Annotated in this window: 17 protein-coding genes; 7 read left to right on the forward strand and 10 right to left on the reverse strand. The window is 66.7% G+C overall.

What is annotated here, in order from left to right:
• Nucleotides 1-44 precede the first annotated feature (44 nt).
• The gene (locus tag ACZ1J6_RS05440) at nucleotides 45-2,393 is read right to left on the reverse strand and encodes a TonB-dependent receptor (RefSeq protein WP_431567176.1); all 2,349 of its coding nucleotides are present in this window, start codon (nucleotides 2,391-2,393) and stop codon (nucleotides 45-47) included.
• A gap of 244 nt (nucleotides 2,394-2,637) precedes the next feature.
• Between ACZ1J6_RS05440 and ACZ1J6_RS05445 the strand changes: the two genes are divergently transcribed.
• Nucleotides 2,638-3,672, forward strand: coding sequence for a LacI family DNA-binding transcriptional regulator (locus ACZ1J6_RS05445; RefSeq protein WP_431567175.1), 1,035 nt, complete (start codon nucleotides 2,638-2,640; stop codon nucleotides 3,670-3,672).
• 20 nt (nucleotides 3,673-3,692) lie between these two features.
• Here the strand turns inward: ACZ1J6_RS05445 and ACZ1J6_RS05450 are convergent, their stop codons facing one another.
• Together ACZ1J6_RS05450 and uxaC are read right to left on the reverse strand one after the other, a co-directional pair.
• Nucleotides 3,693-5,126, reverse strand: a complete 1,434-nt coding sequence (locus ACZ1J6_RS05450) for a mannitol dehydrogenase family protein (RefSeq protein WP_465127069.1) — start codon at nucleotides 5,124-5,126, stop codon at nucleotides 3,693-3,695.
• Entirely contained in the window at nucleotides 5,123-6,568 is a 1,446-nt protein-coding gene (gene uxaC, locus ACZ1J6_RS05455; RefSeq protein ID WP_431567173.1) for a glucuronate isomerase, read from the reverse strand. Before uxaC ends, ACZ1J6_RS05450 begins: the two co-directional genes overlap by 4 nt.
• Nucleotides 6,569-6,637: 69 nt before the next feature.
• Here uxaC and ACZ1J6_RS05460 point away from each other — a divergent pair, with 69 nt between their 5' ends.
• Nucleotides 6,638-8,167 (forward strand): UxaA family hydrolase, encoded by a 1,530-nt coding sequence (locus tag ACZ1J6_RS05460; RefSeq protein ID WP_431567172.1) that lies wholly within the window; start codon nucleotides 6,638-6,640, stop codon nucleotides 8,165-8,167.
• A gap of 15 nt (nucleotides 8,168-8,182) precedes the next feature.
• Here the strand turns inward: ACZ1J6_RS05460 and ACZ1J6_RS05465 are convergent, their stop codons facing one another.
• The gene (locus tag ACZ1J6_RS05465; RefSeq protein ID WP_431567171.1) at nucleotides 8,183-9,163 is read right to left on the reverse strand and encodes a cytochrome c peroxidase; all 981 of its coding nucleotides are present in this window, start codon (nucleotides 9,161-9,163) and stop codon (nucleotides 8,183-8,185) included.
• A gap of 262 nt (nucleotides 9,164-9,425) precedes the next feature.
• Here ACZ1J6_RS05465 and ACZ1J6_RS05470 point away from each other — a divergent pair, with 262 nt between their 5' ends.
• The 3 genes from ACZ1J6_RS05470 to ACZ1J6_RS05480 all read left to right on the forward strand — a co-directional run bounded on the left by ACZ1J6_RS05470 (nucleotide 9,426) and on the right by ACZ1J6_RS05480 (nucleotide 13,415).
• Complete coding sequence (locus ACZ1J6_RS05470; RefSeq protein WP_431567170.1) at nucleotides 9,426-11,438, forward strand: TonB-dependent receptor plug domain-containing protein; 2,013 nt, start codon at nucleotides 9,426-9,428, stop codon at nucleotides 11,436-11,438.
• 269 nt (nucleotides 11,439-11,707) lie between these two features.
• Nucleotides 11,708-13,009, forward strand: a complete 1,302-nt coding sequence (locus ACZ1J6_RS05475) for a chloride channel protein (protein ID WP_431567169.1) — start codon at nucleotides 11,708-11,710, stop codon at nucleotides 13,007-13,009.
• Nucleotides 13,010-13,019: 10 nt separating this feature from the next.
• On the forward strand, nucleotides 13,020-13,415 hold the full coding sequence (locus tag ACZ1J6_RS05480) for a barstar family protein (protein ID WP_431567168.1): 396 nt from the start codon (nucleotides 13,020-13,022) through the stop codon (nucleotides 13,413-13,415).
• A gap of 59 nt (nucleotides 13,416-13,474) precedes the next feature.
• On the opposite strand, the gene ACZ1J6_RS05485 is transcribed toward ACZ1J6_RS05480, so the two are convergent.
• The 3 genes from ACZ1J6_RS05485 to ACZ1J6_RS05495 all read right to left on the reverse strand — a co-directional run bounded on the left by ACZ1J6_RS05485 (nucleotide 13,475) and on the right by ACZ1J6_RS05495 (nucleotide 17,116).
• On the reverse strand, nucleotides 13,475-13,813 hold the full coding sequence (locus ACZ1J6_RS05485; protein ID WP_431567167.1) for a transcription initiation protein: 339 nt from the start codon (nucleotides 13,811-13,813) through the stop codon (nucleotides 13,475-13,477).
• 106 nt (nucleotides 13,814-13,919) lie between these two features.
• Entirely contained in the window at nucleotides 13,920-14,213 is a 294-nt protein-coding gene (locus ACZ1J6_RS05490; RefSeq protein ID WP_431567166.1) for a hypothetical protein, read from the reverse strand.
• 188 nt (nucleotides 14,214-14,401) lie between these two features.
• A complete protein-coding gene (locus ACZ1J6_RS05495) occupies nucleotides 14,402-17,116 on the reverse strand; it encodes a cation-transporting P-type ATPase (RefSeq protein WP_431567165.1) in 2,715 nt (904 codons plus the stop codon).
• A gap of 388 nt (nucleotides 17,117-17,504) precedes the next feature.
• On the opposite strand from ACZ1J6_RS05495, the gene ACZ1J6_RS05500 reads away from it, so the two are divergent.
• Complete coding sequence (locus ACZ1J6_RS05500; RefSeq protein WP_132266028.1) at nucleotides 17,505-17,795, forward strand: UvrB/UvrC motif-containing protein; 291 nt, start codon at nucleotides 17,505-17,507, stop codon at nucleotides 17,793-17,795.
• Nucleotides 17,795-18,037, forward strand: a complete 243-nt coding sequence (locus ACZ1J6_RS05505; protein WP_132266030.1) for a DUF3253 domain-containing protein — start codon at nucleotides 17,795-17,797, stop codon at nucleotides 18,035-18,037. The genes ACZ1J6_RS05500 and ACZ1J6_RS05505 overlap by 1 nt, the downstream gene beginning before the upstream one ends.
• A 76-nt stretch (nucleotides 18,038-18,113) precedes the next feature.
• Here the strand turns inward: ACZ1J6_RS05505 and ACZ1J6_RS05510 are convergent, their stop codons facing one another.
• From ACZ1J6_RS05510 to ACZ1J6_RS05520, 3 genes are read right to left on the reverse strand one after another with little or no spacing between them, the layout of a single operon-like run.
• Nucleotides 18,114-20,447 (reverse strand): xanthine dehydrogenase family protein molybdopterin-binding subunit, encoded by a 2,334-nt coding sequence (locus ACZ1J6_RS05510; protein ID WP_431567163.1) that lies wholly within the window; start codon nucleotides 20,445-20,447, stop codon nucleotides 18,114-18,116.
• Nucleotides 20,444-21,430 carry an FAD binding domain-containing protein gene (locus ACZ1J6_RS05515; protein ID WP_431567162.1) on the reverse strand — a complete coding sequence of 329 codons (987 nt, stop codon included), beginning with the start codon at nucleotides 21,428-21,430 and terminating at the stop codon, nucleotides 20,444-20,446. The genes ACZ1J6_RS05510 and ACZ1J6_RS05515 overlap by 4 nt, the downstream gene beginning before the upstream one ends.
• A complete protein-coding gene (locus ACZ1J6_RS05520; RefSeq protein WP_431567161.1) occupies nucleotides 21,427-21,948 on the reverse strand; it encodes a 2Fe-2S iron-sulfur cluster-binding protein in 522 nt (173 codons plus the stop codon). The genes ACZ1J6_RS05515 and ACZ1J6_RS05520 overlap by 4 nt, the downstream gene beginning before the upstream one ends.
• Nucleotides 21,949-22,057 lie beyond the last annotated feature (109 nt).

Consider the following 22,057-nt stretch of genomic DNA (forward strand, 5'->3'; position numbering starts at 1 on the left):
GCGGGAAAGGCCGTTGAAATCCGCCCGAAAGGGCTCCTATCGCATCAGAAGCTGACGCCCAGCGTACCGAAGACCTGGCGCGGTGCCGAGGAGTGGAACACGAGGATGGTTCCGTTGACATCGTCCGGTGCGAAGACGCTGTTGTCGAAGTTCGACGCATAGCGCTTGTTGGTCAGATTGGTCACGTTCAGCGAGAGCTTTCCGCCCTTCAGCGGTCCGAAGTCACCAAAGTCGTAGCCAAGGCCGAGGTCCACGGTGACATAGCCACCGAAGCTCTGGTCGTTGGTATAGGTATAGTACCGGCGACCGGTATACTTGCCCTGTACCGAAGCGGAGAAACCGTCCTGCTTCACCGACAGGACACTCGCCAGCATTTCCTTGGGCGTATCGACCTGCTGCTTGCCCGCGGTTGCCTTGATGACGCAAGTCGCGCCGGTGCACCAGTTCAGATCGTCGTCATACGTGGACTTGTTGTACGAGGCCGAGTTGTACCAGTTCAGCCAGGGCAGCGGCTTCCACAGCACGCCCAGTTCCACGCCCTTGCTGGTGACACTGCCGGCATTGTGGAACGAGTTGCCGCAACCCGGATTCTGCTGCTGGTTGGTCGGGCAGGGATTGTACTGGAGCAGGCGGTTGTCGAACTTCACCCAATAGCCGCTGAGCGCGACCTGCAACTGGCTGCTGACGAAGCGGTAGCCGCCTTCGACGCTCTTCGAGGTCTCGGGCTTCAGGGTCTTGCCCTGCGCGTTCCACACGGTCTGCGAGACGGACTGCGGGCCCAGCTTGAAGCCGCCCTGGAACATGGCCATGTTCTCGGCATAGCTGGCGAAGAGTTCGTGCTGCGGGGCGACCTGCCAGTGCAGGCCGATTTCGGGCAGGAAGAAGTCCTTGGCCGTCAGCGAGCCGGTGGCGAACTGGCTGGAGGCCGGCGGCGGGGTCTTGGCGATGCCGTCCTGCGCCTCGGCGTCCGAGCGGGAGTACGTCCCCTTGAAGCCGAAGTCGACGGTGAGCGCGTCATCCAGCAGCTTGATCGTGTCCTGCACGTAGAACTGGCGGGTCTTCCACTTCGTTTCCTGCACCCACTGCGCCGTATCTGGCTGGCCCTCCAGGAACTGCCCGATGTCGAACGGGCCGGTCACGTTGGTCCAGATGTAGCGCGCGGCGCTGCTCTTGTTTTCCTCGATCCAGAAGCCGGCCTGGAACTGGTTGAAGCCCACGTCCCAGCTCAGGCTGCCGAGCCCGCCGGTACGGTTGATGGTATAGCGCGTGTCGCGGATCTGCACCGGCACGTCATCGGCAGTGGTTGCCGTGCCCTGCTTGGACCAGCCGACGATCCAGTTATTGCCGGCGCCCTTGTCGGTATGGTGATAGACCTGAACGCGGGCCTTGATCGCCTTGGTGATGTCGAAATCGCCGGCGAGGTAGAACAAGTTGTCATTGCGCAGGATCTGACCGTTAGTGAAGGTCACGTCCGAGTTCTTCTGCGGTGAAGGTGCGGCAACGCACTTGGTGGGCGCGGTCGGTCCCGTCACCGAGCAGTAGGCGCGGTCGAGGTACGACTGCCAGTCAGGCGCATAGCCGCCCCAGTCCCAGCCGAGCCGCCCCTGCATTTCCTTGGAGAGATAGGCATCGTCGGCCTGGTTGGTGCGCGAAATGTCGGCAAAGGCAGTGATCGTGCCGCCGGTGAAGGCGTACTTCGCCTTGCCGTTGAACTGCTTGCCGGTCGACTTGTTATAGGCGCGCTGGTTCACGAACAGGTCCTGTTCGCTGTAGTGGCCGGAGACATAGGCCGAAAACCCGCCATGCTCGCCGGTGTCGAAGCGCGCGAAAGTGCGCAGGGTATCTTCGCTACCGACCGTCTGGCTGACCGTCAGGCCGATGTCCTGGTGCGGATCGCTGCTGAAATAGGTCAGCGCGCCGCCAAGGTTGCTGGTCGAAGGGATGCCAAGGCCGGCGATGCCCGTCGCCAGGTCGGCCCGGCCGAGGTTCTCGGAAATCAACGCGCGGCTGATCGAAAGGCCGTTGTAGTTGTTGTAGGCGCCGTCGCCCAGCGGCATGCCGTCCAGCGTATAGCCGAGGTGGGTGGTGCTGAAACCGCGCACCTGCAGCGAAAGGGACTGCTCGTTGACGCCCAGCGCGTCGATCGACTGCGCGCTCACGCCCGGCAGGAAGTTCAGCGCCTTCTGCACGCTGGTACCCGGCGGCAGGGCTTCGAGATTGGAGGGCAGCAGGGTCGAGACCGAGCGGGTCTGGCCGCTGCCGATCACGACGATATCGCCGAATTCGCTGCCATCCGCGTCACTGGGTGCGGTATCCTGCGCCTGGGCCATTCCGGGCGCGAATACTGTAAAGCCGGCAGCAACCGCCAACGTGACAACGGACTTGTTCAACACTTATACCCCCCTTGGATGCGAAAGCGCCGCGACGAGTTCACGGCGCCGGCAACTTTCCGGAGCGGGCCTATTTCACGGATTGGTGACGGTTTCGCTACAATGCGGAAATAAATCAGTAAAACTTCCCGAGCGTCGTCAGCGCGGTCGAAAAACGACCATGTCTGTTCGCAGGTGCGGGCGCAGGTGCCGGTGCCGACTTGGGAAAGCCCTTGATCGCCGCCCGCAGGCCATTACACGACAGGCGATGAAAGCACCGGAAGCGCGATCCCCAGGCGGCGAGCCCACTATCGACGATGTCGCCGCCGCCGCGGGCGTTTCGATCCGCACGGTGTCCCGCGTCCTCAACAAGTCGCCCAAGGTCAACGAGAACACCCGCAAGACGATCGAGGACATCATCGACCGGCTCAACTTCAAGCCGAGCCGGGGCGCCAGGGCATTGGCCATGCGCCGCTCGTTCCTGATCGGGCTGGTGCATAACGACCAGAACGCGCTGGTGCTCGATTCCATCCAGCGCGGGATCGCCAGAGTGGCATCGCCGAACGGCTACGAACTGGTGGTCCACGCCTGCCCCGATCAGGATGACGCCGTCATCGACGACGTCCTGGCCTTCATCGACAGGTCGAGAGTTGACGGCATCATCCTCTTGCCGCCGGTCTCGGGCGTACCGGGCCTGCCCGAAGCGCTGGATACCTGCCCCGTCACTGCCGTCGCGCTGTCATCCATCCCGATCGAGGGATTTGCAGGCGTCGTCCTCAGCGAGGAACGACAGGCCGGTGCCGAAGTGGCGCGCCATCTGCTCGGCCTGGGCCACCGCGCCCTGGGCCTCGTCAACGGGCCGGAAGGGGTCGCCTCCGCGCAGGAGAGGCGCACGGGCTTCCTGGGCGAAATCGCGAACCAGGCGGGGATCTCGCTGGCGGAAACCTCGGGAGACTACAGCTTCGCCTCGGGCGTCCTCGCGGCGGAAGATCTGCTGAGCCGGGAGCCGCGCCCCACCGCCATCTTCGCGGCCAACGACATCATGGCCGCAGGGGTCATGAAAGTGGCCGCGACGCGCCGGATCGCGGTGCCCGGCCAGCTCTCCATCGTCGGTTTCGACGGCAGCATCCTCACGCGCATGCTGACCCCTGCCCTCACCTCGGTCCTGCGCCCTTTCGGTGAAATGGCCGCCGGCGCCGCCGGGCAACTGATCGCGCGGATCGAGGGCAAGACGGCAGCGCCGACCATGCCCCATGCGCTGGAACTCGTGCCCGCCGAGTCCACGGGGCCCGCCCCGGCCTGACGCCGAAAGGGCCGCCCCTTTCAGTGGACGCAAGCAGGGTCGAGACGTCCCGCCGCCAATCCTGCGAGGCCGGCCTCCACCGCGCCGACGAAGCGGGGGTCCGCGCCGAGTTCGCCGAAAACCTCGCGCATCGCCAGCACTGCCCGCCAGTCTTCGGCGCGCTGGAGCAGCGGACCCGACAACGGATCGGTGATCGTCCGGCCCTCACGCGCGGCGGCGGCCAGGAAGCGCAGCCAGGCGGCGATGGGCAGCGCCAGCCGCGCGACCGGGCGGCCCGCTGCAAGAGCGGCGCGCACCGTGTCCAGCAGGCGATAGGGCAGCTTCTGCGATCCGTCCCAGGCGATCTGGGAAAGCAGGTGGCGGATCGCGGGATTGGCGAAGCGGGCCAGAATGTCCGAGATATAGGCCTGCAGGTCCAGCCCTGCCGGGGCGGAGACCGATGGCGCGATATCTTCGCGCATCAGGCGCTCGGCAAATGCGGCGAGTTCCCGGTCGGCCATGGCTTCGGCCACCGTTTCCAGCCCGCGCCCCAGGCCGATATAGGCCAGCGAGGAATGGGCGCCGTTAAGCAGGCGCAACTTGGCGGTTTCGAAGGGGCGAACGTCTCCGGTGAAGGTCACCCCCGCCAGGTCGAGCGCGGGGCGCTCCCCGGCGAAACCGTCCTCGATCACCCACTGCGTGAAGCGCTCGCGCTGGATGGGCCAGGCGTCCTCCTGCCCTATCGCTGCGGCGACACGGGCGCGCAGGGCGTCGTCAGTGGCGGGCGTGATGGAATCGACCATGGCATTCGGGAACGCCGCATGATCGGCGATCCAGCGCGCGGTCTTGGGGTCGACCACCTCCGCCAGCGCCAGGGTCGCGGCTTCCAGCTTGCGGCCATTGTCCGAGAGATTGTCGCAGCAGAGCACGGTCACGCCGGGCAGCCCTGCGAGACGGCGGCCCTGAAGCCCGCGCACCAGCCAGCCGGTGAAGGATGACGGCATCCAGTCTGCGGACCGCGCGGCGTCGAGGTCCGCGGCGATGGCAGGGTTGGCGAAATCGAGCGTGCCGTCCGCGGCGAGGCAGTAGCCCTTCTCGGTCACGGTCGCGCTGACGATGCGCGTATCGGCATGGACCAGGGCCGCCAGGATCGCAGCGGGATCTTCGCGCGTGAGCACCCGGCCGATCGCGCCGATCACGCGGTAGTCGGTCTCCGCATCAAGGCGCGCCAGGGTGTAGAGCCCATCCTGCGGGTTCAGCGCATCGGCAACGCCGCGCGAATGGAGGCTGACCCCGGTCAGTCCCCAGCGAGGGTCTTGAGCCAGCAGCGTATCGAATGCAGCCGCCTGATGGGCGCGGTGGAAGGCGCCCGGCCCGAAGTGGACGACGCCCGGCCGCACGGCCGCGCGGTCGTACCGCGGCGCCGCGACCGAGCCCGGAAGCGCGGCCAGCGAGGCTTGCGAAAGGCGTGTCACGCCAGCTCCACCACGCGCGACGCCGGAGCCTTTAGGCCATAGGCCTTGCGCACGAGACCCAGGGTCAGTTCCTGCGCCAACTCTGCCGCTTCCCAATCCGCCAGGCGATGCTCCGCGACGAGCCGCGCCAGGAAGCCGCAGTCGATGCGGCGCGCCACGTCGTGCCGTGCCGGGATCGACAGGAACGCGCGGGTATCGTCATTGAACCCTACCGTATTGTAGAAGCCTGCGGTCTCCGTGGTCATTTCACGGAAGCGGCGCATGCCCTCCGGGCTATCGTGGAACCACCAGGCCGGGCCAAGGCGCAAGGCGGGGTAATGGCCCGCGAGCGGCGCCAGTTCCCGCGCGTAAGTCGTCTCGTCCAGGGTGAAGAGAATGACGGTAAGGCCCGGCTCGTTGCCGAACAGGTCGAGCATCGGGCGCAGCGCCTCGACATATTCGGTGCCGCGCGGAATGTCCGCCCCCTTGTCTCGGCCGTGGCTGGCGAAGAGACGCGCGTTGTGGTTGCGTGTGGCGCCGGGGTGGATCTGCATGGTCATGCCGTCCTCCAGGCTCATCCGCGCCATCTCGGTGAGCATCTGCGCCCGGAACAGCTCGGCTTCCGCGGCATCGGCCTTGCCGCCCATGACTTTGGCGAACAGCGCCTCGCACGCCGCAGTGGAGAGGTCGGCGGTGCGCGCGCTGAGGAAACCGTGGTCCGTCGCCGTGGCGCCCATCTCCTGGAAATCGGCGCGGCGCTTGCGGTGTGCGGCGAGGTAGCCCTGCCAGCTCCCCACGTCCTCGCCCGAGAGCTGTGCGAACCGGGCAAGGTCGCGCGCGAAGGAATCGTGCTCGGGATCGATCACCGAATCCGGGCGATAGGTAGTGACCACATTGCCCTTCCAGCCCGAAGCGCGGATCGCCTTGTGGTGCTTCAGATCGTCGCCCGCGCCTTCGGTGGTGGCGAGCAGTTCGATGTTGAACCGCTCGAACAGCGCGCGCGGGCGGAATGCGGGCGAGGCCAGCGCCTCTGCTATCGTGTCGTAGTAATGGTCCGCCGAACCGGCATCCAGCGTGACCGCGATGCCGAAGACTTCGGCGAAGACATGGTCCAGCCACATGCTGGAGGGCGTCCCTCGGAACAAGTGCCAGTTCGCTGCGAAGAGGCGCCAGGCCTCGCGCGGATCGGTATCGGGCAGCAGCCCGCCCTTGCGCGGCACGGCCAGCGCATCGAGGTCGATCCCCTGCGAATAGAGCATGCGGAACAGGTAGTGGTCGGGGGCCAGCAGAAGCTCGGTCGCATTGGTCCAGGCGGCATCGGAAGCGAACCACGCGGGATCGGTGTGCCCGTGCGGGCTGACGATCGGCAACCCCGCCACTTGCGCATAGAGTTCGCGCGCGATGGCCCGCGTGTCGGGATCGGCGGGGAACAGGCGGTCGGGGTGAAGCGAAAGCTGCGGCATCCGGAATCTCCTTGGCTGCCGTCCGAATATCGAGTTGTGCCAGCGCTGGCAATGGCGTATCGTCGGCCTATGATCGAGACTCTTGCCCCCTCCGTCGATGCCGTTCGAATTGCTCAGGAAGACGATGTCGCCGTCGCCCTGCACCCGCTCGATGCGGGCCGGGAAATCCGCCTGCCGGGCCTTCATGTCACCTTGCGCGATCCCATTCCCGCGGGCCACAAGTTCGCCGTCGCGCCGATCGCCGCCGGCGCGGCCGTCCACCGTTACCGCGCCCCGATCGGCCTGGCCACGCGCGACATCGCGGTGGGAGAGCACGTCCACTCGCACAATCTGAGCACGGCTCTGGCAGGTGAGAAAGCCTATGCCTTTGCCGGCCCCGGCGCTGCCGCGGCAGGCGCAAGCACGAACGCGGAGCGCACCTTCCGCGGCTATCGGCGTGCCGACGGCAGCGTCGGCACGCGCAACGAACTCTGGATCCTGCCCACGGTGGGCTGCGTCGGCCGGCTGGGCGAGCGACTGGCCGCGCAGGCCAATGCCGGAATGGTAGCGGGCCCGGAGGGGGCAGAGGGCGTCCACGCCTTCAACCATCCTTTCGGCTGCTCGCAGCTTGGCGCGGACCTGGACGGCACTGCCGCGATCCTCGCCTCGCTGGCGCTCAACCCCAATGCCGGCGGCGTGCTGCTGCTGGGGCTGGGCTGCGAATCGAACCAGCTCGATGCACTGCTGGAACGCATTCCCGAAGCGCGCCGTTCGCGCTTGCGGGTCCTGCGCGCCCAGTCCGAAACGGACGAGTTCTCCGCCGGCCAGGCCCTGATTGCCGAGCTTCTGGCCGAGATGGCAGGCGACAGCCGTGAAGACGTGCCCCTATCGGCGCTGCGCCTGGGCGTGAAATGCGGCGGTTCCGATGCCATGAGCGGTTTGACCGCCAACCCGCTGATCGGCCTGATGGCCGATGCCGTCACCCAGGCCGGCGGCGCCGCGATCCTGACGGAGATTCCCGAAGTCTTCGGCGCCGAGAACCTGCTGCTGGAACGCGCCACCAGCCAGGAAGTGTTCGACAGCCTCTCCGCCCTGGTGAACGGGTTCAAGCGCTACTTCCTCGATCACGGCGAACCGGTCTCGGAAAACCCCAGCCCCGGCAATATCGCCGGCGGGATTACCACGCTGGAGGAAAAGTCGCTGGGCGCCGTGCAGAAGGGCGGCCTCGCCCCCGTGCGTGACGTGATCGGTTATGGCGAGCGTATCTCGCCGCTGCGGGCGCAAGGCGGCCTGACGGTGCTGGAAGGTCCGGGCAACGACGCCGTGTCCACCACTGCGCTGGCGGCGGCGGGCGCAACGATCACGCTGTTCTCGACCGGCCGGGGTACACCGCTGGGCAGCCCGGTGCCGACGATGAAGATTGCCTCCAACCACGATCTTGCCGCGCGCAAGCCCGGCTGGATCGATTTCGACGCCGGCATCGCTCTGGAACAGGGCATGGAAACGGCGGCAGAGGTCCTGCTCGACCGGATCCTCGCGGTGGCCAGCGGCGAACCTGCGCGCAACGAAAGCAACGACGAGCGGGCCATCGGCATCTGGAAACGCGGCGTCACGCTTTAGCGCCCACGCCGGGGATCACAAAGGCTTGCCGCAAGCCTCCATCGGCAGCGAAAACTGCGGATTGGCCAGGAAGCTGTGGTCGGTAAGGCTTTCCAGGAAGGCGATGAGCGGCGGCATGTCCGCGCTCTGGACGGCTTGTCCGTGCGCTGCGATCGCATCGGCCAGCGTCGCCGCCGAACCGTCGTGCAGGTAAGGAGCCGTCACGGCAACATTGCGCAGACCGGGCGTGCGGAAGCGGCCCAGGTCGTCCGGAGAGGCGGATATCTCCGCAAGCCCGGGATCGGCGCCGACCGGACCGATCCTGTGGAACCTCGCGTCCGTGAGATCGCCCCCCGCGTGGCATCCCGCGCAGTCGCGCCTGAAAGTGGTCAGCCCCTGCCGCGCCTGGCTTGAAAGCGCGTCTTTCTCCCCGCTCTCGAAACGATCCCAGGCGCTGCCTCGGGAAACCAGCGTTCGTTCGAAAGCGGCCAGCGCCCTCACCACGTCGGCATAGTCGATCCGCCCCCGGGATTGCGGAAAGGCCTTGCGGAACAAGCTGCGATAGCAGGGATCGCGGCCGAGCCGCCGGGACAGTTCCGCTTCCTGCCCCTTCATCGCCATCTCGACCGGGTGCTCGCCCAGGATCGGCACCGAGGCCTGCGCCTCCAGCGTGGCCTGCCGCGGATCGGCCCAGGTCAGCGGCGAAAGCCAGGCGAGGTTCTGGAGCGCGGGAACATTGCGCCGCCCCGGATCGTCCAGCGCTCCAGCGTGAGTGCGATTTCCGTCCGCGAATGCGTGGTGCTGCTCGTGACAGGTCGCGCAGGACATCGTGCCGTTGATCGAAAGGTCGGCATCGTAGAACAGGCGCCGCCCCAGTTCGACTTTGACCGCGCTCATCGGATTGTCAGCGGGGATCGGGGGTGCGTCCGCGCCCCAATTCCACGCGCCGCGCTCCCCGGCCAGGGCGCCCGAAACGGCCGTGGCCAGCAGCAGGAGGCCGATCAGCCCGTATCGCATCGCGACCTCAGGACGGGCGAGCGACGGGTGACGGACAGGATGCGCAAGTCATGAAATTCGGTCCGATGTCCATTCCCCCTTCGCATGCCGCGATCGCCAATCCTCATTGTCTAACCCCGGCGTCATTATGCTTTACGGCGCGGCAAAGCTATATACGACCGGATATAGCGAATCGCCGGGACGGCGACAGGTCAAAAAAATGGGGGTTTCCTTGATACGTTCCGCTTCCGCGCTTGCGGTAACTTTTTCCTGCGCTCTTTCCTTGTCGGTCTCTGCGCCTGTTCTGGCGCAGACGAGCACGACTTCAGGTCGGGACGATGCCTTTACGCTGGGCCAGATCATCGTCACCGCGCCAACGGAATCGACGCCGACGATATCCTCCACCACGCTTGACGCCGATGCCATGCGGCTGTTCCAGCGCAACAGCCTGGACGATGCGGTCAACCTCATGCCCGGCGTGTCCTCGACGAACAGCGGCGGATCGCGCAATGAGCGCCTGATCAACGTGCGCGGTTTCGACCGCTACCAGGTGCCGCTCTCCATCGACGGCATCCGCGTCTACCTGCCGGCGGACGGCAGGCTCGACTATGGACGTTTCCTCACCGGCGACATTGCGCAAGTGCAGGTGGCCAAGGGCTATGCTTCCGTTCTGGACGGACCCGGCGCGATGGGCGGGGCGATCAACCTGGTGACGCGAAAGCCCTCTCAGCCGATCGAGGCCGAGGCACGCGGCACGCTGAACCTGGGGCGCGAGGCCGAATATGCAGGCTACAATGTGTTCGCCCTGCTCGGCACGCGGCAGGACAAGTGGTACGCACAGGCCAGCTACACCCGCAACTTCACCGACCACTGGGACCTGCCCGGCAGCTATGAGCCCAGCGCCGGATCGGCGGAAGACGGCGGCCACCGCGATTTCTCGCGCACTGAGGATTGGCGCGTCAATGCCAAGCTGGGCTTCACGCCCAATGCCACGGACGAATATTCGCTGAGCTATACCCGTCAGGAAGGCGCCAAGAACGCGCCGCTGCACATCACCGACAGTTCCGCATCCCAGCGCAACTGGTCGTGGCCCTACTGGAACATCGACAGCATCTACTTCCTCTCCACCACGGCGCTGGGCGATCTGGCGACGCTGAAGACACGCGTCTACCGCAACAGCTTCGACAACCTGCTGCGCGCTTTCGACGATGCCAGCCAGACCACCCAGACGCGCCCGCGCGCCTTCAACAGCTATTACGCCGACAAAGCCTGGGGCGGATCGGCGCAGCTCGATGTGGACGTGAGCGAGGCCGACCGCTTCAGCGTGGCCGCGCATTACCGCCGCGACAAGCATGTCGAATGGCAGGAGAGCTTCGCCAACGGTATCGGCACGACCGAGCCGAAGCAGACCAGCATCGAGGAAACCTACAGCATCGCGGCCGAAAACCGCCTTGCCTTCAACCCCGCGCTGGCCCTCACCGCCGGCGTCAGCTTCGACTGGCGCAATCTTACCCGGGCGGAAGACTACGCCAGCAACGCGCTGATCGAATATCCGCTGCACAACGGCCAGGCGCTCAATGGGCAGGCACAGCTGGTATGGACACCGGACCCGGCCACCAGCCTCCATGCCGGCATTTCCTCGCGCGCCCGCTTCCCGACGATTTTCGAGCGCTTCAGTTCGCGCTTCGGCGGAGCCACCTCCAGCCCCGACCTCAAGGCCGAGCGCGCCACCAATTACGAGATCGGCGGAGCACGCGACTTCGGCCCGCTCCACGCCGAGGCCGCTGTATTCTACTCGCACCTGAGCGATGTGATCGTAGCCTTCCCGACCATCTTCAACCAGCAGCCCGTAACCCAGAGCCGCAACCTCGGCAGCGGCAACTATTACGGCGGCGAGATCGCGCTGACCGCGACGCTGGGCGACACCCTCAGCCTCGGCGGCAACTACACGTACACGCACCGCGATATCGACGATCCGACGAACACCGCCTTCCAGCCCACCGGCGTGCCTACGCACAAGGCATTCATCTGGGCCGACTGGGCGCCTCTGGACGGCCTGCACATCCTGCCCAATGCCGATATCGCCTCGGACCGCTGGACGGTGAACACCGCCGGCACGCGCTATTACCGCACGGGCGCCTATTTCCAGGCCAATATTTCCGTGAACTACGAGGTCTACCGCGGTGTCGTGATCGGCGCCGGCGCGCGCAACCTGTTCGACGATTACTACGTGCTTACAGATGGCTTCCCCGAACCCGGCCGCAGCTTCTTCCTGAGCTTCGCCTACAAGTATTGACGCCGCCGAACGCTCCAGCCGGCAATGGTCCGGCTGGAGCAGGCGTTTATGCTCGGGCGTGCGAAAAGCAGCCGGGCGCGATGGGAAAGGAAAGCGCGCCCCCAATACGAAAGGCTGCGACCAGCACAGTGCTTCCTGCCTGTTACGCCGTACCCAGGCTGCGATTGACAGGAACGAATGCCCTGCATGGGTGGACAGGCCGGGCGAAGCGCTTCAATAGGGCCGGGCTCCCCGCCCTCTCCCATTCGCTCATCAGAGAGTCTCGCACCGTGATCAAACCGAGCCGCCTGCTGCCTCGCCGACTTCGCGTGGTCCTGCGCCGTCACGGTCCGGAAGCGCTGGTCTGGCGCAGGCGCGTGGCGATCGTGGGCGGGGCCGTGCTCGTCGGTCTGGTGGCGCTGGTCTTCGCGGACATGGCGGACAAAGCCAACGCCTTGTTCCACATGTTTGCAGCCCGCTGGTGGTGGGGGCCCCTGCTGGCGACGCCTGCAGGCTTTGCCGCCATCGCCTGGATCACGCTGCGTTTCGCGCCTCTGGCCAAGGGCTCCGGCATTCCCCAGGTGATGGCCGCGACCAAGAACCCGGAGGCGGCGCTGTCCACCCTGGTGTCCGCCCGCGCCGCCATTGCCAAGTTCTTCCTGACCGTGGGCGCGCTTCTCGTGGGCGCCTCGGTCGGCCGCGAGGGTCCGACCGTGCAGATCGCCGCAGCCATCATGGGCAGGATGCACCGCATGCTGCGCGTGCCCTTGCGGTCTTCGGTCTATATCGCAGGCGGCGCGGCGGGCGTTGCCGCTGCCTTCAACACGCCGCTGGCCGGTGTGGCCTTCGCCATCGAGGAACTGGCCGCAGCTTACGAGCAGCGCATGACGCTGCTGGTCATGGCCGCCGTGCTGATCGCGGGCATGGTCAGCCTGGGGCTGGCGGGAGACTACATCTACTTCGGCGCCATGCGCCAGACGCTGGGCTTCCAGCAGGCGCTGATCGCCACCCCGGTCGCGGGCATCCTGGGCGGGATCGCCGGCGGCGTGTTCTCCCGGCTGATGCTGGGAGCAGGAACCACGACCATGCGCCCGATGGGCTGGCTGCGCGCACGTCCGGTGCTGTTCGCCGCGATCTGCGGCGCCATCGTCGCCGCGCTCGGCGTGTCGACCGGCCTGACCTGGGGCACCGGCTACGATACTGCAAACGGCATCATCGCCGGCCAAGACGTGCCCGTCTGGTTCGGGGCGGCCAAGTTCGTGACGACACTGGCGACGGCCGTCTCCGGCGTGCCGGGCGGCATCTTCGCGCCTTCCCTCTCCATCGGTGCCGGGATCGGCGAGCTTCTGCGCGGAATCTTTCCGGGTTATTCGCCGGGCGCGATCGTCCTGCTGGGCATGGTCGCCTATTTCACCGGTGTCGTGCGCGCGCCGCTCACGGCCGTGATCATCATCTCGGAAACGACTGCCAGCCGCGGCCTGATGATGCCGCTTCTCGCCTCTGCGCTGATCGGCGATTTCGCCGCCCAGTTCGTCTGCAAGGAAAAGCTCTATCACGGGCTCTCCCAGCGGTTCCTCCAGCGCGCCGCCTGAGAACGATCCGATGGAAGCGCGACAGTTCGAGATCGACGGAAGCGTCATCACGGACATTCCCGCGTTCTATGCCGAGATCAACAGGGTCTTCATGGCCGGGGAATCCTGGCGACTGGCAGACAGCCTCGATGCCCTGAACGACCTGCTCTACGGCGGCTACGGCGCGATGCAGGGGGCCGAAAAAGTCACCTTGCACTGGAAGGACATGGCAGCGACACGCGCGGCCCTCGGGCCGGAATGCACCCATGCCTTCCTGAGCGGAAGGCTCGGCCAGCGAACGATGTTCAATGGCTCAACCATAGCCGGGCAGTTGACGGCCCTGGAGCAAGGCCGCGGCACGACTTACTTCGACATCGTGATGGAAGTGTTCGCCGACCATCCCAATATCGAGATCGTGCCCGCCTGAGCGAGCGCCCGGCTGCCGGCGTTTCTCTTCGGCCCAGCTTTCCGGCCTAGCTTTCCGGCCTAACTTTCCGGATCGTACATGAATTCACGCAGTTCCTGCGCGCAGCGGCAGGCGGCAGCGATCCTGGCCGCCCATCGCTCAGCCTCCTCGCGGCTGGGCAATTCCAGGACGGTAAACCCGCCGTCCAACCGGCTGCCGGGATAGATCCGCGAAGACACGTCTCCCTCGCCGAAAACCAGCACGGGGGGAACGCCCTCCTCTATTCCGCCGCCGAAAACATAGACTCCCGCAGCCTTGGCCGCGGCGATGACCGCATGGGATTCCCTGGCGGCCACCGCGAGTTCGTCCGGCGTCAGCACCATGGCCTCGCTCGGGAAGGAGATGAGGTACTTGGTCATGCCTGGGAGTATGTCTCCGGCCACCCTGTCCGGCAAGCGCGCGATCGGGCCATCGGCGGGAATGGTCGGCTGAAGCCCCCGGCACCGGGCCGGGGGCTTTCACCTCCTAGCGGCAGACGCGCACGCGGCGATGATGGCGCCATACGGTGCGGCAATGGCTGGCGTGGCGATAGGAGTGACGATACGAATGGCGGCGGCGGACGTCATGACGGCGCGGCGCAGGACGATAGCGGCGGTCGTCGCGGCGGGCATGGTCGCGGCGGGCATGGTCGCGGCGGGCATCGTGATGGTGTTCGACACGGGCGTGACGGTCGTAATGATGCTGAGCGCTCGCCGGCGAAGCCAGGCCAAGGCTCCCTGCAATCAGTGCCACGGCGAGGGATAACTTCGGAATCCGCATGTATTTCTCCTTGATGTCCAAAGGGAAAACGCGGCTAGGGCAGTTTCGCTGCCAAGGCTCATGCTCTGCGGCGGGAAGACCGTCAGGCGGGACGTAGTCTGGCGGAAGGACGGCAACAGGCAGTGCGCGCCCGCGCCTATCGGCACGCCCTGCGGGCCGCGCGGGAGGCCCGCAGGGCGCCGCCTGGATCAGGAATGGAGGTCTTCGAACCAGTCCAACCGCTTCATGATCCACTTCTCCGCTTCCAGTACGGCGAAAAGCAGCACCCCGAGCAGGACGATGATCACGCCGTCGAACAGCGACACGGACCGCGTATCGAACACCTCGTGCATTACCGGCAGATAGGTAAAGGCGAACTGCGCCAGCACCACCGCGCCGACCGACAACAGCACGGACGGCGTTCCCAGCGCGCCGCGCAGGGTCAGCGACCGCATGTGCAGGTAGCGCACGTTGAAGAGGTAGAAGATCTCCCCCACCACCAGCATGTTGACCACCAGCGTGCGCGCCGTCTCGACATCCTCGCCCCGGGCCAGGGCGCCAAAGAACACCAGCAGCATCAGGCCGGTGAACAGCAGGGAGACGAACACGATCCGCCACAGCAGGAACGGTGAGAGCAGGGAGGCGTCGGCCCGGCGCGGCGGGCGCTGCATCACTTCGGTTTCAGGCGGCTCGAAGGCAAGCACGAGGCCCAGCGTGATCGTCGTGACAAGGTTGATCCAGAGGATCTGCGTCGCCGTCATCGGCAGGGTGAAGCCGGCCAGGATCGCCAGCACCATCAGCATGGCCTCACCGCCGTTCGTCGGCAGGGTCCAGGCGATGACCTTGCGCAAATTGTCGTAGACCGTGCGCCCCTCGTTCACGGCCGCGACGATGGAGGCGAAATTGTCGTCCAGCAGGACCATCTGCGACGCCTCGCGCGCGGCTTCGGTGCCGGTGAGGCCCATGGCGGTGCCGACATCGGCCTGTTTGAGCGACGGCGCATCGTTCACGCCGTCCCCGGTCATCGCCACGATGGCGCCTCGCGCCTGCAGCGCCCGCACGATGCGCAGCTTGTGCTCCGGGCTGGCCCGCGCGAAGACGCTGACGCCGCCCACCACCTCCATGAGTTCGGCGTCGCTCAGCCGCTCCAGTTCCGCGCCGGACATCGCCACCGGATCGTCCGCGAGATCGAGCTGGCGGGCGATGGCGCGCGCGGTCTCGACATGGTCTCCGGTGATCATCTTCACCGCAATGCCGGCGCTGCGGCACTCGGCGATCGCGCGGCGCGCCTCTTCGCGCGGCGGATCGATGAAGCCCATGAGCCCGAGCATCGTCAGCCCCTGAAGATCCTCGAAGCGCAGCCGGTCCCGGGCGGTCGGCAAAGTCAGCATGGCGAAGCCCAGCAAGCGCTCGCCCTGGGCCGCCGCGCGGGCGGCCAGCCGGTCCCATCGGGACGGATCGGCCTGCCCGCCCGCCAGAGCCAGCACAGCCTCGGGCGCGCCCTTGACGAAGACCACATGATCGTCGCCCGGCCCGCGGTGAAGCGTCGCCATGTAGCGATAGTCGGCATCGAAGGGGATCTCGTCCAGCCGGGGCCATTCGGCGGCCACCCGGGCAGGGTCCATCCCCCCTTTCATCCCCAGCGCGAGCAATGCGCCTTCCATCGGATCGCCCGCCACGCTCCACACGCCGGACTCCTCGCGCAGGCTGGCATCGTTGCACAACATGCCGCAGCGGATGATCGCCGCCGCATCGCCGCCATCGACTTGCCCGCCAGCGGGAGCGTCCAGCGGATCGGCCGCGATCATGCCCTGCGGCGCATAGCCGGAACCGGACACCTCCAGTGCACTCGAAGCGGTGAAGACGTGGCGCACGGTCATCTCGTTGCGCGTGAGGGTGCCGGTCTTGTCGGTGCAGATGACCGAGGTGGCGCCCAGCGTTTCCACGGCGGGCAACTTGCGGATCACCGCCTTGCGCGCGGCCATCCGCCGCACGCCGATGGCCAGGGTGATGGTGATGACGGCAGGCAGACCTTCGGGAATGGCTCCGGCGGCCACCGCCACGATCGAGATCAGCGCATCGTCCCAGGCGAAGCCGCGCACCAGGACCGCGAAGATGAACAGCAGTACCGAAGCGCCCAGGATGGTGAAAGTAAGCTGATGCGAGAAGCGGTTGATCTGCCGGATCAGCGGCGTCACCAGCACCGGCACCGCCTGGAGCATGCCGCTGATACGCCCGATCTCGGTCGCGCTGCCCGTGCCGACGACCAGGCCAGTGGCCTGCCCCTTGGCCACCAGCGTACCGGAAAAGGCCATCGAGGCGCGGTCGCCCAGCGGCGCGTCGACGGGAACGGCCCCCTCGCCTTTTTCCGCCGCGACGGATTCGCCGGTGAGCGCGGCTTCCTCGATGGCGAGACCTCGCGCCTTGAGCAGGCGCAAGTCGGCAGGGACGCGGTCTCCCGGCTCCAGCAGCACGATGTCTCCCGGCACGATATCCGCCACATCGACCGAGGTTCGCTCTCCCCCTCGCAGCACGACGGCGTGGGGAGAGAGCAACGCGCGCATGCCGTTCAGCGATTCCTCCGCCCGGCCCTCCTGCACGAAGCCGACGATGGCATTGACCACCACCACCAGCATGATGACCGATGCGTCCACCGGATGCCCCAGCAGGAACGCCGCCAGCCCTGCCGCAATCAGGAAATAGATCAGAGGATTGTGAAACTGCATGAGGAAGCGCCGCAAGGGATGCACGCGCGCGGTTTCGGGGAGGCTATTGGGTCCATACTGCCGCAGACGCGCTGCCGCCTGTTCGTGCGAAAGACCCCCTGGCGCGGCGCCGAGTTCGTCCAGCACTTGCCGGCCGTCCAGGGCATACCACGGGGCCTCGGCCACAGGGCTAGAGGGATTGGCGACGGACCCGTTCATGCTGTCCCCTTTTCGAAACCCTGGCGATCCTGCCGCTGGCTGCCGCGATCAAGGTGCTGACAAGGTAATAGGAATGGCAGTCCGTAAAACAGACCGAGATTACATGAAGATGATGCGGGACAATCTTGCATCGCACAATCACCGAAGTGCAAGGTGATAATTCCAATAATCCGATCGAAACGCAGCCAATGGAATGTGACGAAAGGTTATCGATGCTGCGCGGCAGCGACCGGATTACGCATTCCGGTGAAGCGACAACCTGCAGGAATGACGAGATACTGGCCGCGATTCCAGCCGAACTCCTGGTGAAGTTCGGTCCGGAACGAGGCGGTCCACGCGTTCATCCCCACCTGCAGGCACCGAAAGGGTCGCCGCGCGTTCAGCATCCATGACCGAGACGATCGAAAACCTGCAGCGCAAGATGGAGGAAGCGGCCAGCGCCCTGGACTTCGAGGAAGCGAAGCGCTGCCGGGACAAGATCAGCCTCCTGCGCGGCGGCGCCGGCGCGGAAGAGGTCGAGCGCGCCGATCTGTCGGGATTGCAACGCCAGCGCCCCGGCGCGATGGGGCTCGGAACCAACCAGCAACGCAGCACGCCGCCCGCCGGCTGGAAACCGCCGCCCCGGCCCGATCCGATGACGTCCGGCCGCACTCCACGCGGCAAACCGCGGGGGAAATGATGGGCGACGCGCGCGCGGCGGCTCTGGCCTTGCTCGCATCCCGCGAACCGGGGGCCACGGTATGCCCAAGCGAAGTCGCCCGCGCGATAGCACCCGGCGACACCTGGCGGGAGGCCATGCCCGAGGTTCATGCCGCCGTCGATTGCCTGCTGCTGGAAGGACGCGTGGGATTAAGCTGGAAAGGCCGTCCGTTATCGGCCCGGACCGGTCCCTATCGCATCCGCCGCCTGCCTCCGAACTGAACCGGATCGTGCGCCATAGACCGGTTCATCGGAACGAAAGCGGCGTTGGCCCGAGCCGCCCCGCCGATCCAGCGCCCTAAAGCAGTTTGTCCAGCGTCAGCGGCAAGTCGCGCACGCGCTTGCCGGTGGCGTTGTAGACAGCATTCGCCACTGCCGCCGCCGTGCCGGTGATCCCGATCTCGCCGATGCCCCGAGCGCCCATCGGCGCATGGGGGTCCGGAATGTCGGTCCAGATCACGTCGATCTCGGGCACGTCCATGTGCACGGGCACATGATACTCGGAGAGGCTGGGGTTCATCACCCGGCCCTTGCGCTCATCGAATTGCGCTTCTTCCATCAGGGCCAGCCCCAGCCCCATGATGATGCCGCCGCGGAACTGGCTGGTGGCCGTCTTCGGATTGAGGATGCGCCCACAATCGAACGAGCCCAGGAACCGGCTGACGCGCGGCTCGCCGGTGACCGTGTTGACGCGAACCTCGCAGAACATCGCCGCGTGGCTGTGCATCGACCAGTGCATGGTCTCCAGCGGCGGCGGCCCTTCGGCCTCCACGCTTACCGACGGCTGCTGCGCGCGTGACAGGATCGAGGCATAGCTCTCCTGCCGCGCGGTCTCATCGGCCTTGCACAGCCCCAGGTCGCGGCTGATCACATCGTCCGGCTTGAGACCGGCGAGAGGGGAATCATTGCCCGCCAGCTTGAGCAGTTGCTTCACGAGTTCGCGATGAGCGGCACCCACGGAGGCGCCGATAGCGGCGGTCTGCTGCGATCCGCCCGCCAGCACCACGCCCGGCAGAGTGGAATCGCCATAGTTGAAGCGCACGGCCTCGATAGGCAGGCCCAGCCTTTCGGCGGCGACCTGGGTCTGCGCCGTGGCGGTACCCATGCCCATCTCGTGCGCGGCGATATCGACCACCGCCTGCCCGTCCTGCATCAGGGTGATCCGGGCCGCGCCGCCGCCCATGCGGTAATAGGGGTAAGTCCCGGTGGCGCATCCCATGCCGACCAGCCACTCTCCCTCGCGGCGCATGCCGGGGCGCGGGTCGCGGCGATCCCAGCCGAAGCGCTCCGCGCCCGTGCGCCAGGCCTCGACGATATGGCGCGAGGAGAACGGCAAGCCGGAACTCGGGTCTTTTTCGGGCTCGTTGCGGATGCGCAGTTCCACAGGATCGATGTTCAGCGCCTCGGCCAGTTCGTCCATGGCGCTCTCCAGGGCGAACGTTCCCACCGACTCCCCGGGCGCTCGCATGAAGGTGTTGGCGAGCATGTCGAGTTCCACCACCTGCACGTCCAGCTTGAGCGTCTCGGAAGCATAGGCGCTGCGGGTGGGCAGGATGAAGGGTTCTGGCATGGCGTTGCTGGCAGTTTTGACGGTCACGCCGGTATGGACAAGCGCCTTGAGGTGACCCTCGCGATCCGCGCCGAGCGCCACCCGTTGCTCCGTCGGCGAGCGCCCGCCCACCACCCGGTACACGCCCTCGCGCGAGAGGACGAGGCGTACCGGACGACGGCACAGCTTCGCGGCGAGCGCGGCCAGCACCTGGTGCTGCCAGAGACACTTGCCCCCGAAGCCGCCGCCCACGAAAGGCGAGGTGACGATGACCTTGTCCTCCGGCATGTCGAACATCTGGCCGATGGACCAGGCGGTATGGGCGACCAGCTGCGAAGCGTCATGAATACGCAGCACATCGCCCTGCCAGGCCACGGTCACCCCGTGCAGTTCGATGGCATTGTGGTTGTGGCGCGGCGTCGTGTAGAGCGCGTCCACCTTCACTTCGGCCGCGGCAAGCGCCGCTTCGGCATCGCCGCGCTCGTCATGAAGCGGTTGGCCCATGAACAGGGCCGGCTTGGTGCCCTGTTCGCGCGCCTCGTCCAGCGAGGTCAGGGCCGGAGCCGCCTCGAAGGTCACGCGGACCAGCGATGCGGCGTGGTCGGCCTGCTCCTGCGTTTCCGCCAGCACGACGGCGACCGGCTCGCCGTTCCAGTTGACCTCGCTTTCCTGCATGATCGGCAGATTGTCGCCATTGGCGGCCTTCGGCGCCGACATGAAGACAGGGGGCGGAGCAAGGCGCGGGGCATTGCGGTGGTCCATCACCGCCACTACGCCGGGCGCCGTCTCTGCGTGGGAAGTGTCCATCGCCGCAATACGCCCCTTGGCGATCGTGCTGAACACCAGTGAGGCGTAGACCATGTCCTCCAGCGGAAACTCCGCCGCGAACGTGGCCCGACCGGCCACCTTGAGGGGGCCGTCGATACGCGACAGCGGCTTGCCGACATGGCCGTAACGCTCGCGGATCAGAGGATCGGGCTCGCCTCCGGGGATCCAGCTGTCCGGCGCGAGGGCGACCGCTTTCGCCATGACGCCCTGAACCGCGCCCTGCAGCGCCTGCTTGGCGTCGCTCGCGATGCTCATGCGATCTCTCCTGAAAGGTCTTCGAGCACGGCGACGAGCGTGCGCCGTGCCAGATCGATCTTGAAGCCATTGCCCGAAAGCGCCTGCGCGGAAGCCAGTTCCGCCTCGGCAGCGGCAGCGAAACTGGTGGCCGACAGCGGACCGCCGCGCAGCAGGGCCTCGGCTCGCTCGGCCCGCCACGGTTTGTGCGCCACCCCGCCCAGTGCGATGCGCACGTCGCGCACTTGCCCGCCCTCGACATCGAGCGCCGCCGCCACGGAAACCAGCGCGAAGGCATAGCTCGAACGGTCCCGCACCTTGCGGTAAGTGGAGCGCGCGGCGAATGGCATCGCCGGTATCTCGACTGCGGTGATGAGTTCGCCCGGCTGGAGCATGGTATCGACGTCCGGCAACTCGCCCGGGAGACGGTGCAAAGCCGTGAAGGCAAGGCGCCGTTCGCCGCCGTTTCCGCGCATATGGACCACGGCGTCGAGCGCCGCCAGTGCGACGCACATGTCGGAAGGGTGGACGGCGACGCAAGCGGACGAGGCGCCCAGAATGGCGTGATTGCGGTTGAAGCCGCCCACCGCGTCGCAGCCTTCTCCCGGATGGCGCTTGTTGCAGCGCGATCCGGGCTCGTCGTAGAAATAGGAACAGCGGGTACGCTGCAGGATGTTGCCCCCGACAGTCGCCATGTTGCGGATCTGCCCGCTCGCGCCGGCCAGGATGGCGCGCGCCAGCATCGGGTAGCGCAGACGGACCGCCCGGTTCTCGGCCAGCGCCGTGTTACGCACGGCAGCACCGATCAGCAGCCCGCCACCGGGCAGCTCATCGATCCCACCCAGCAGCCCGGTCACGTCGACGAGGCTTTCGGGCGTCTCGATGTTCTCGCGCATCAGGTCGACGAGGTTGGTGCCGCCGCCGAGATACCGGGCACCCGCCGCGCCGCCCTTGAGAACCGCCGACGCCGCATCGCTGGCCCGCATATACGTGAACGGGGTCATTCCGCAGCCTCCGCCATCGTTTCCGCCCCGTAAGTCTCGGCGATGGCCTCGACGATGCCGTTGTAGGCGCCGCAACGGCACAAGTTGCCGCTCATGCGTTCGCGCAGTTCCTCGTGGCTGAGCAGGATGTCCTCGCCCCCCAGATCGACCGTGACATGGCTTGGCACGCCGCGCGCAATCTCGGCAGCCATGCCCACGGCGGAGCAGATCTGGCCGGGCGTGCAGTAGCCGCACTGAAAGCCGTCATGTTCCACGAAGGCCTGCTGCAGGGGGTGCAACCGGCCGGGCTGGCCCAGCCCCTCGATCGTCGTGATCGAGCGCCCCTCATATTGCACGGCCAGAGAGAGGCACGAGAGTATCCGCTCCCCGTCGGCCAGCACGGTGCAGGCTCCGCAGGCACCCTGGTCGCAGCCTTTCTTGGTGCCGGAAAGCCCGCAAGTCTCGCGCAGGAAGTCCAGCAGAGATACCCGCGCATCGTGCGGAGCGTCCAGGGCAGCGCCGTTTACAAGTATCGTCATGGTGATCGGCCTCTCGAGGGGCAGCATTTTTTGAGGCGCGGGAAGACCGCGCTTTCAGATCAACTCGATCCCGGTCGATTGGTGCCCGCCGCCAAGTGCATGACTTGAG

The organism is Novosphingobium sp. BL-S-21, assembly GCF_055521655.1.

Coding starts and splice junctions, on each gene's coding strand:
- ACZ1J6_RS05445 (WP_431567175.1), top strand. CDS start 2,638: ATGAAAGCACCGGAAGCGCGATCCCCAGGCGGCGAGCCCACTATCGAC.
- uxaC (WP_431567173.1), bottom strand. CDS start 6,568: ATGCCGCAGCTTTCGCTTCACCCCGACCGCCTGTTCCCCGCCGATCCC.
- ACZ1J6_RS05460 (WP_431567172.1), top strand. CDS start 6,638: ATGATCGAGACTCTTGCCCCCTCCGTCGATGCCGTTCGAATTGCTCAG.
- ACZ1J6_RS05465 (WP_431567171.1), bottom strand. CDS start 9,163: ATGCGATACGGGCTGATCGGCCTCCTGCTGCTGGCCACGGCCGTTTCG.
- ACZ1J6_RS05480 (WP_431567168.1), top strand. CDS start 13,020: ATGGAAGCGCGACAGTTCGAGATCGACGGAAGCGTCATCACGGACATT.
- ACZ1J6_RS05485 (WP_431567167.1), bottom strand. CDS start 13,813: ATGACCAAGTACCTCATCTCCTTCCCGAGCGAGGCCATGGTGCTGACG.
- ACZ1J6_RS05490 (WP_431567166.1), bottom strand. CDS start 14,213: ATGCGGATTCCGAAGTTATCCCTCGCCGTGGCACTGATTGCAGGGAGC.
- ACZ1J6_RS05495 (WP_431567165.1), bottom strand. CDS start 17,116: ATGAACGGGTCCGTCGCCAATCCCTCTAGCCCTGTGGCCGAGGCCCCG.
- ACZ1J6_RS05500 (WP_132266028.1), top strand. CDS start 17,505: ATGACCGAGACGATCGAAAACCTGCAGCGCAAGATGGAGGAAGCGGCC.
- ACZ1J6_RS05505 (WP_132266030.1), top strand. CDS start 17,795: ATGGGCGACGCGCGCGCGGCGGCTCTGGCCTTGCTCGCATCCCGCGAA.
- ACZ1J6_RS05510 (WP_431567163.1), bottom strand. CDS start 20,447: ATGAGCATCGCGAGCGACGCCAAGCAGGCGCTGCAGGGCGCGGTTCAG.
- ACZ1J6_RS05515 (WP_431567162.1), bottom strand. CDS start 21,430: ATGACCCCGTTCACGTATATGCGGGCCAGCGATGCGGCGTCGGCGGTT.
- ACZ1J6_RS05520 (WP_431567161.1), bottom strand. CDS start 21,948: ATGACGATACTTGTAAACGGCGCTGCCCTGGACGCTCCGCACGATGCG.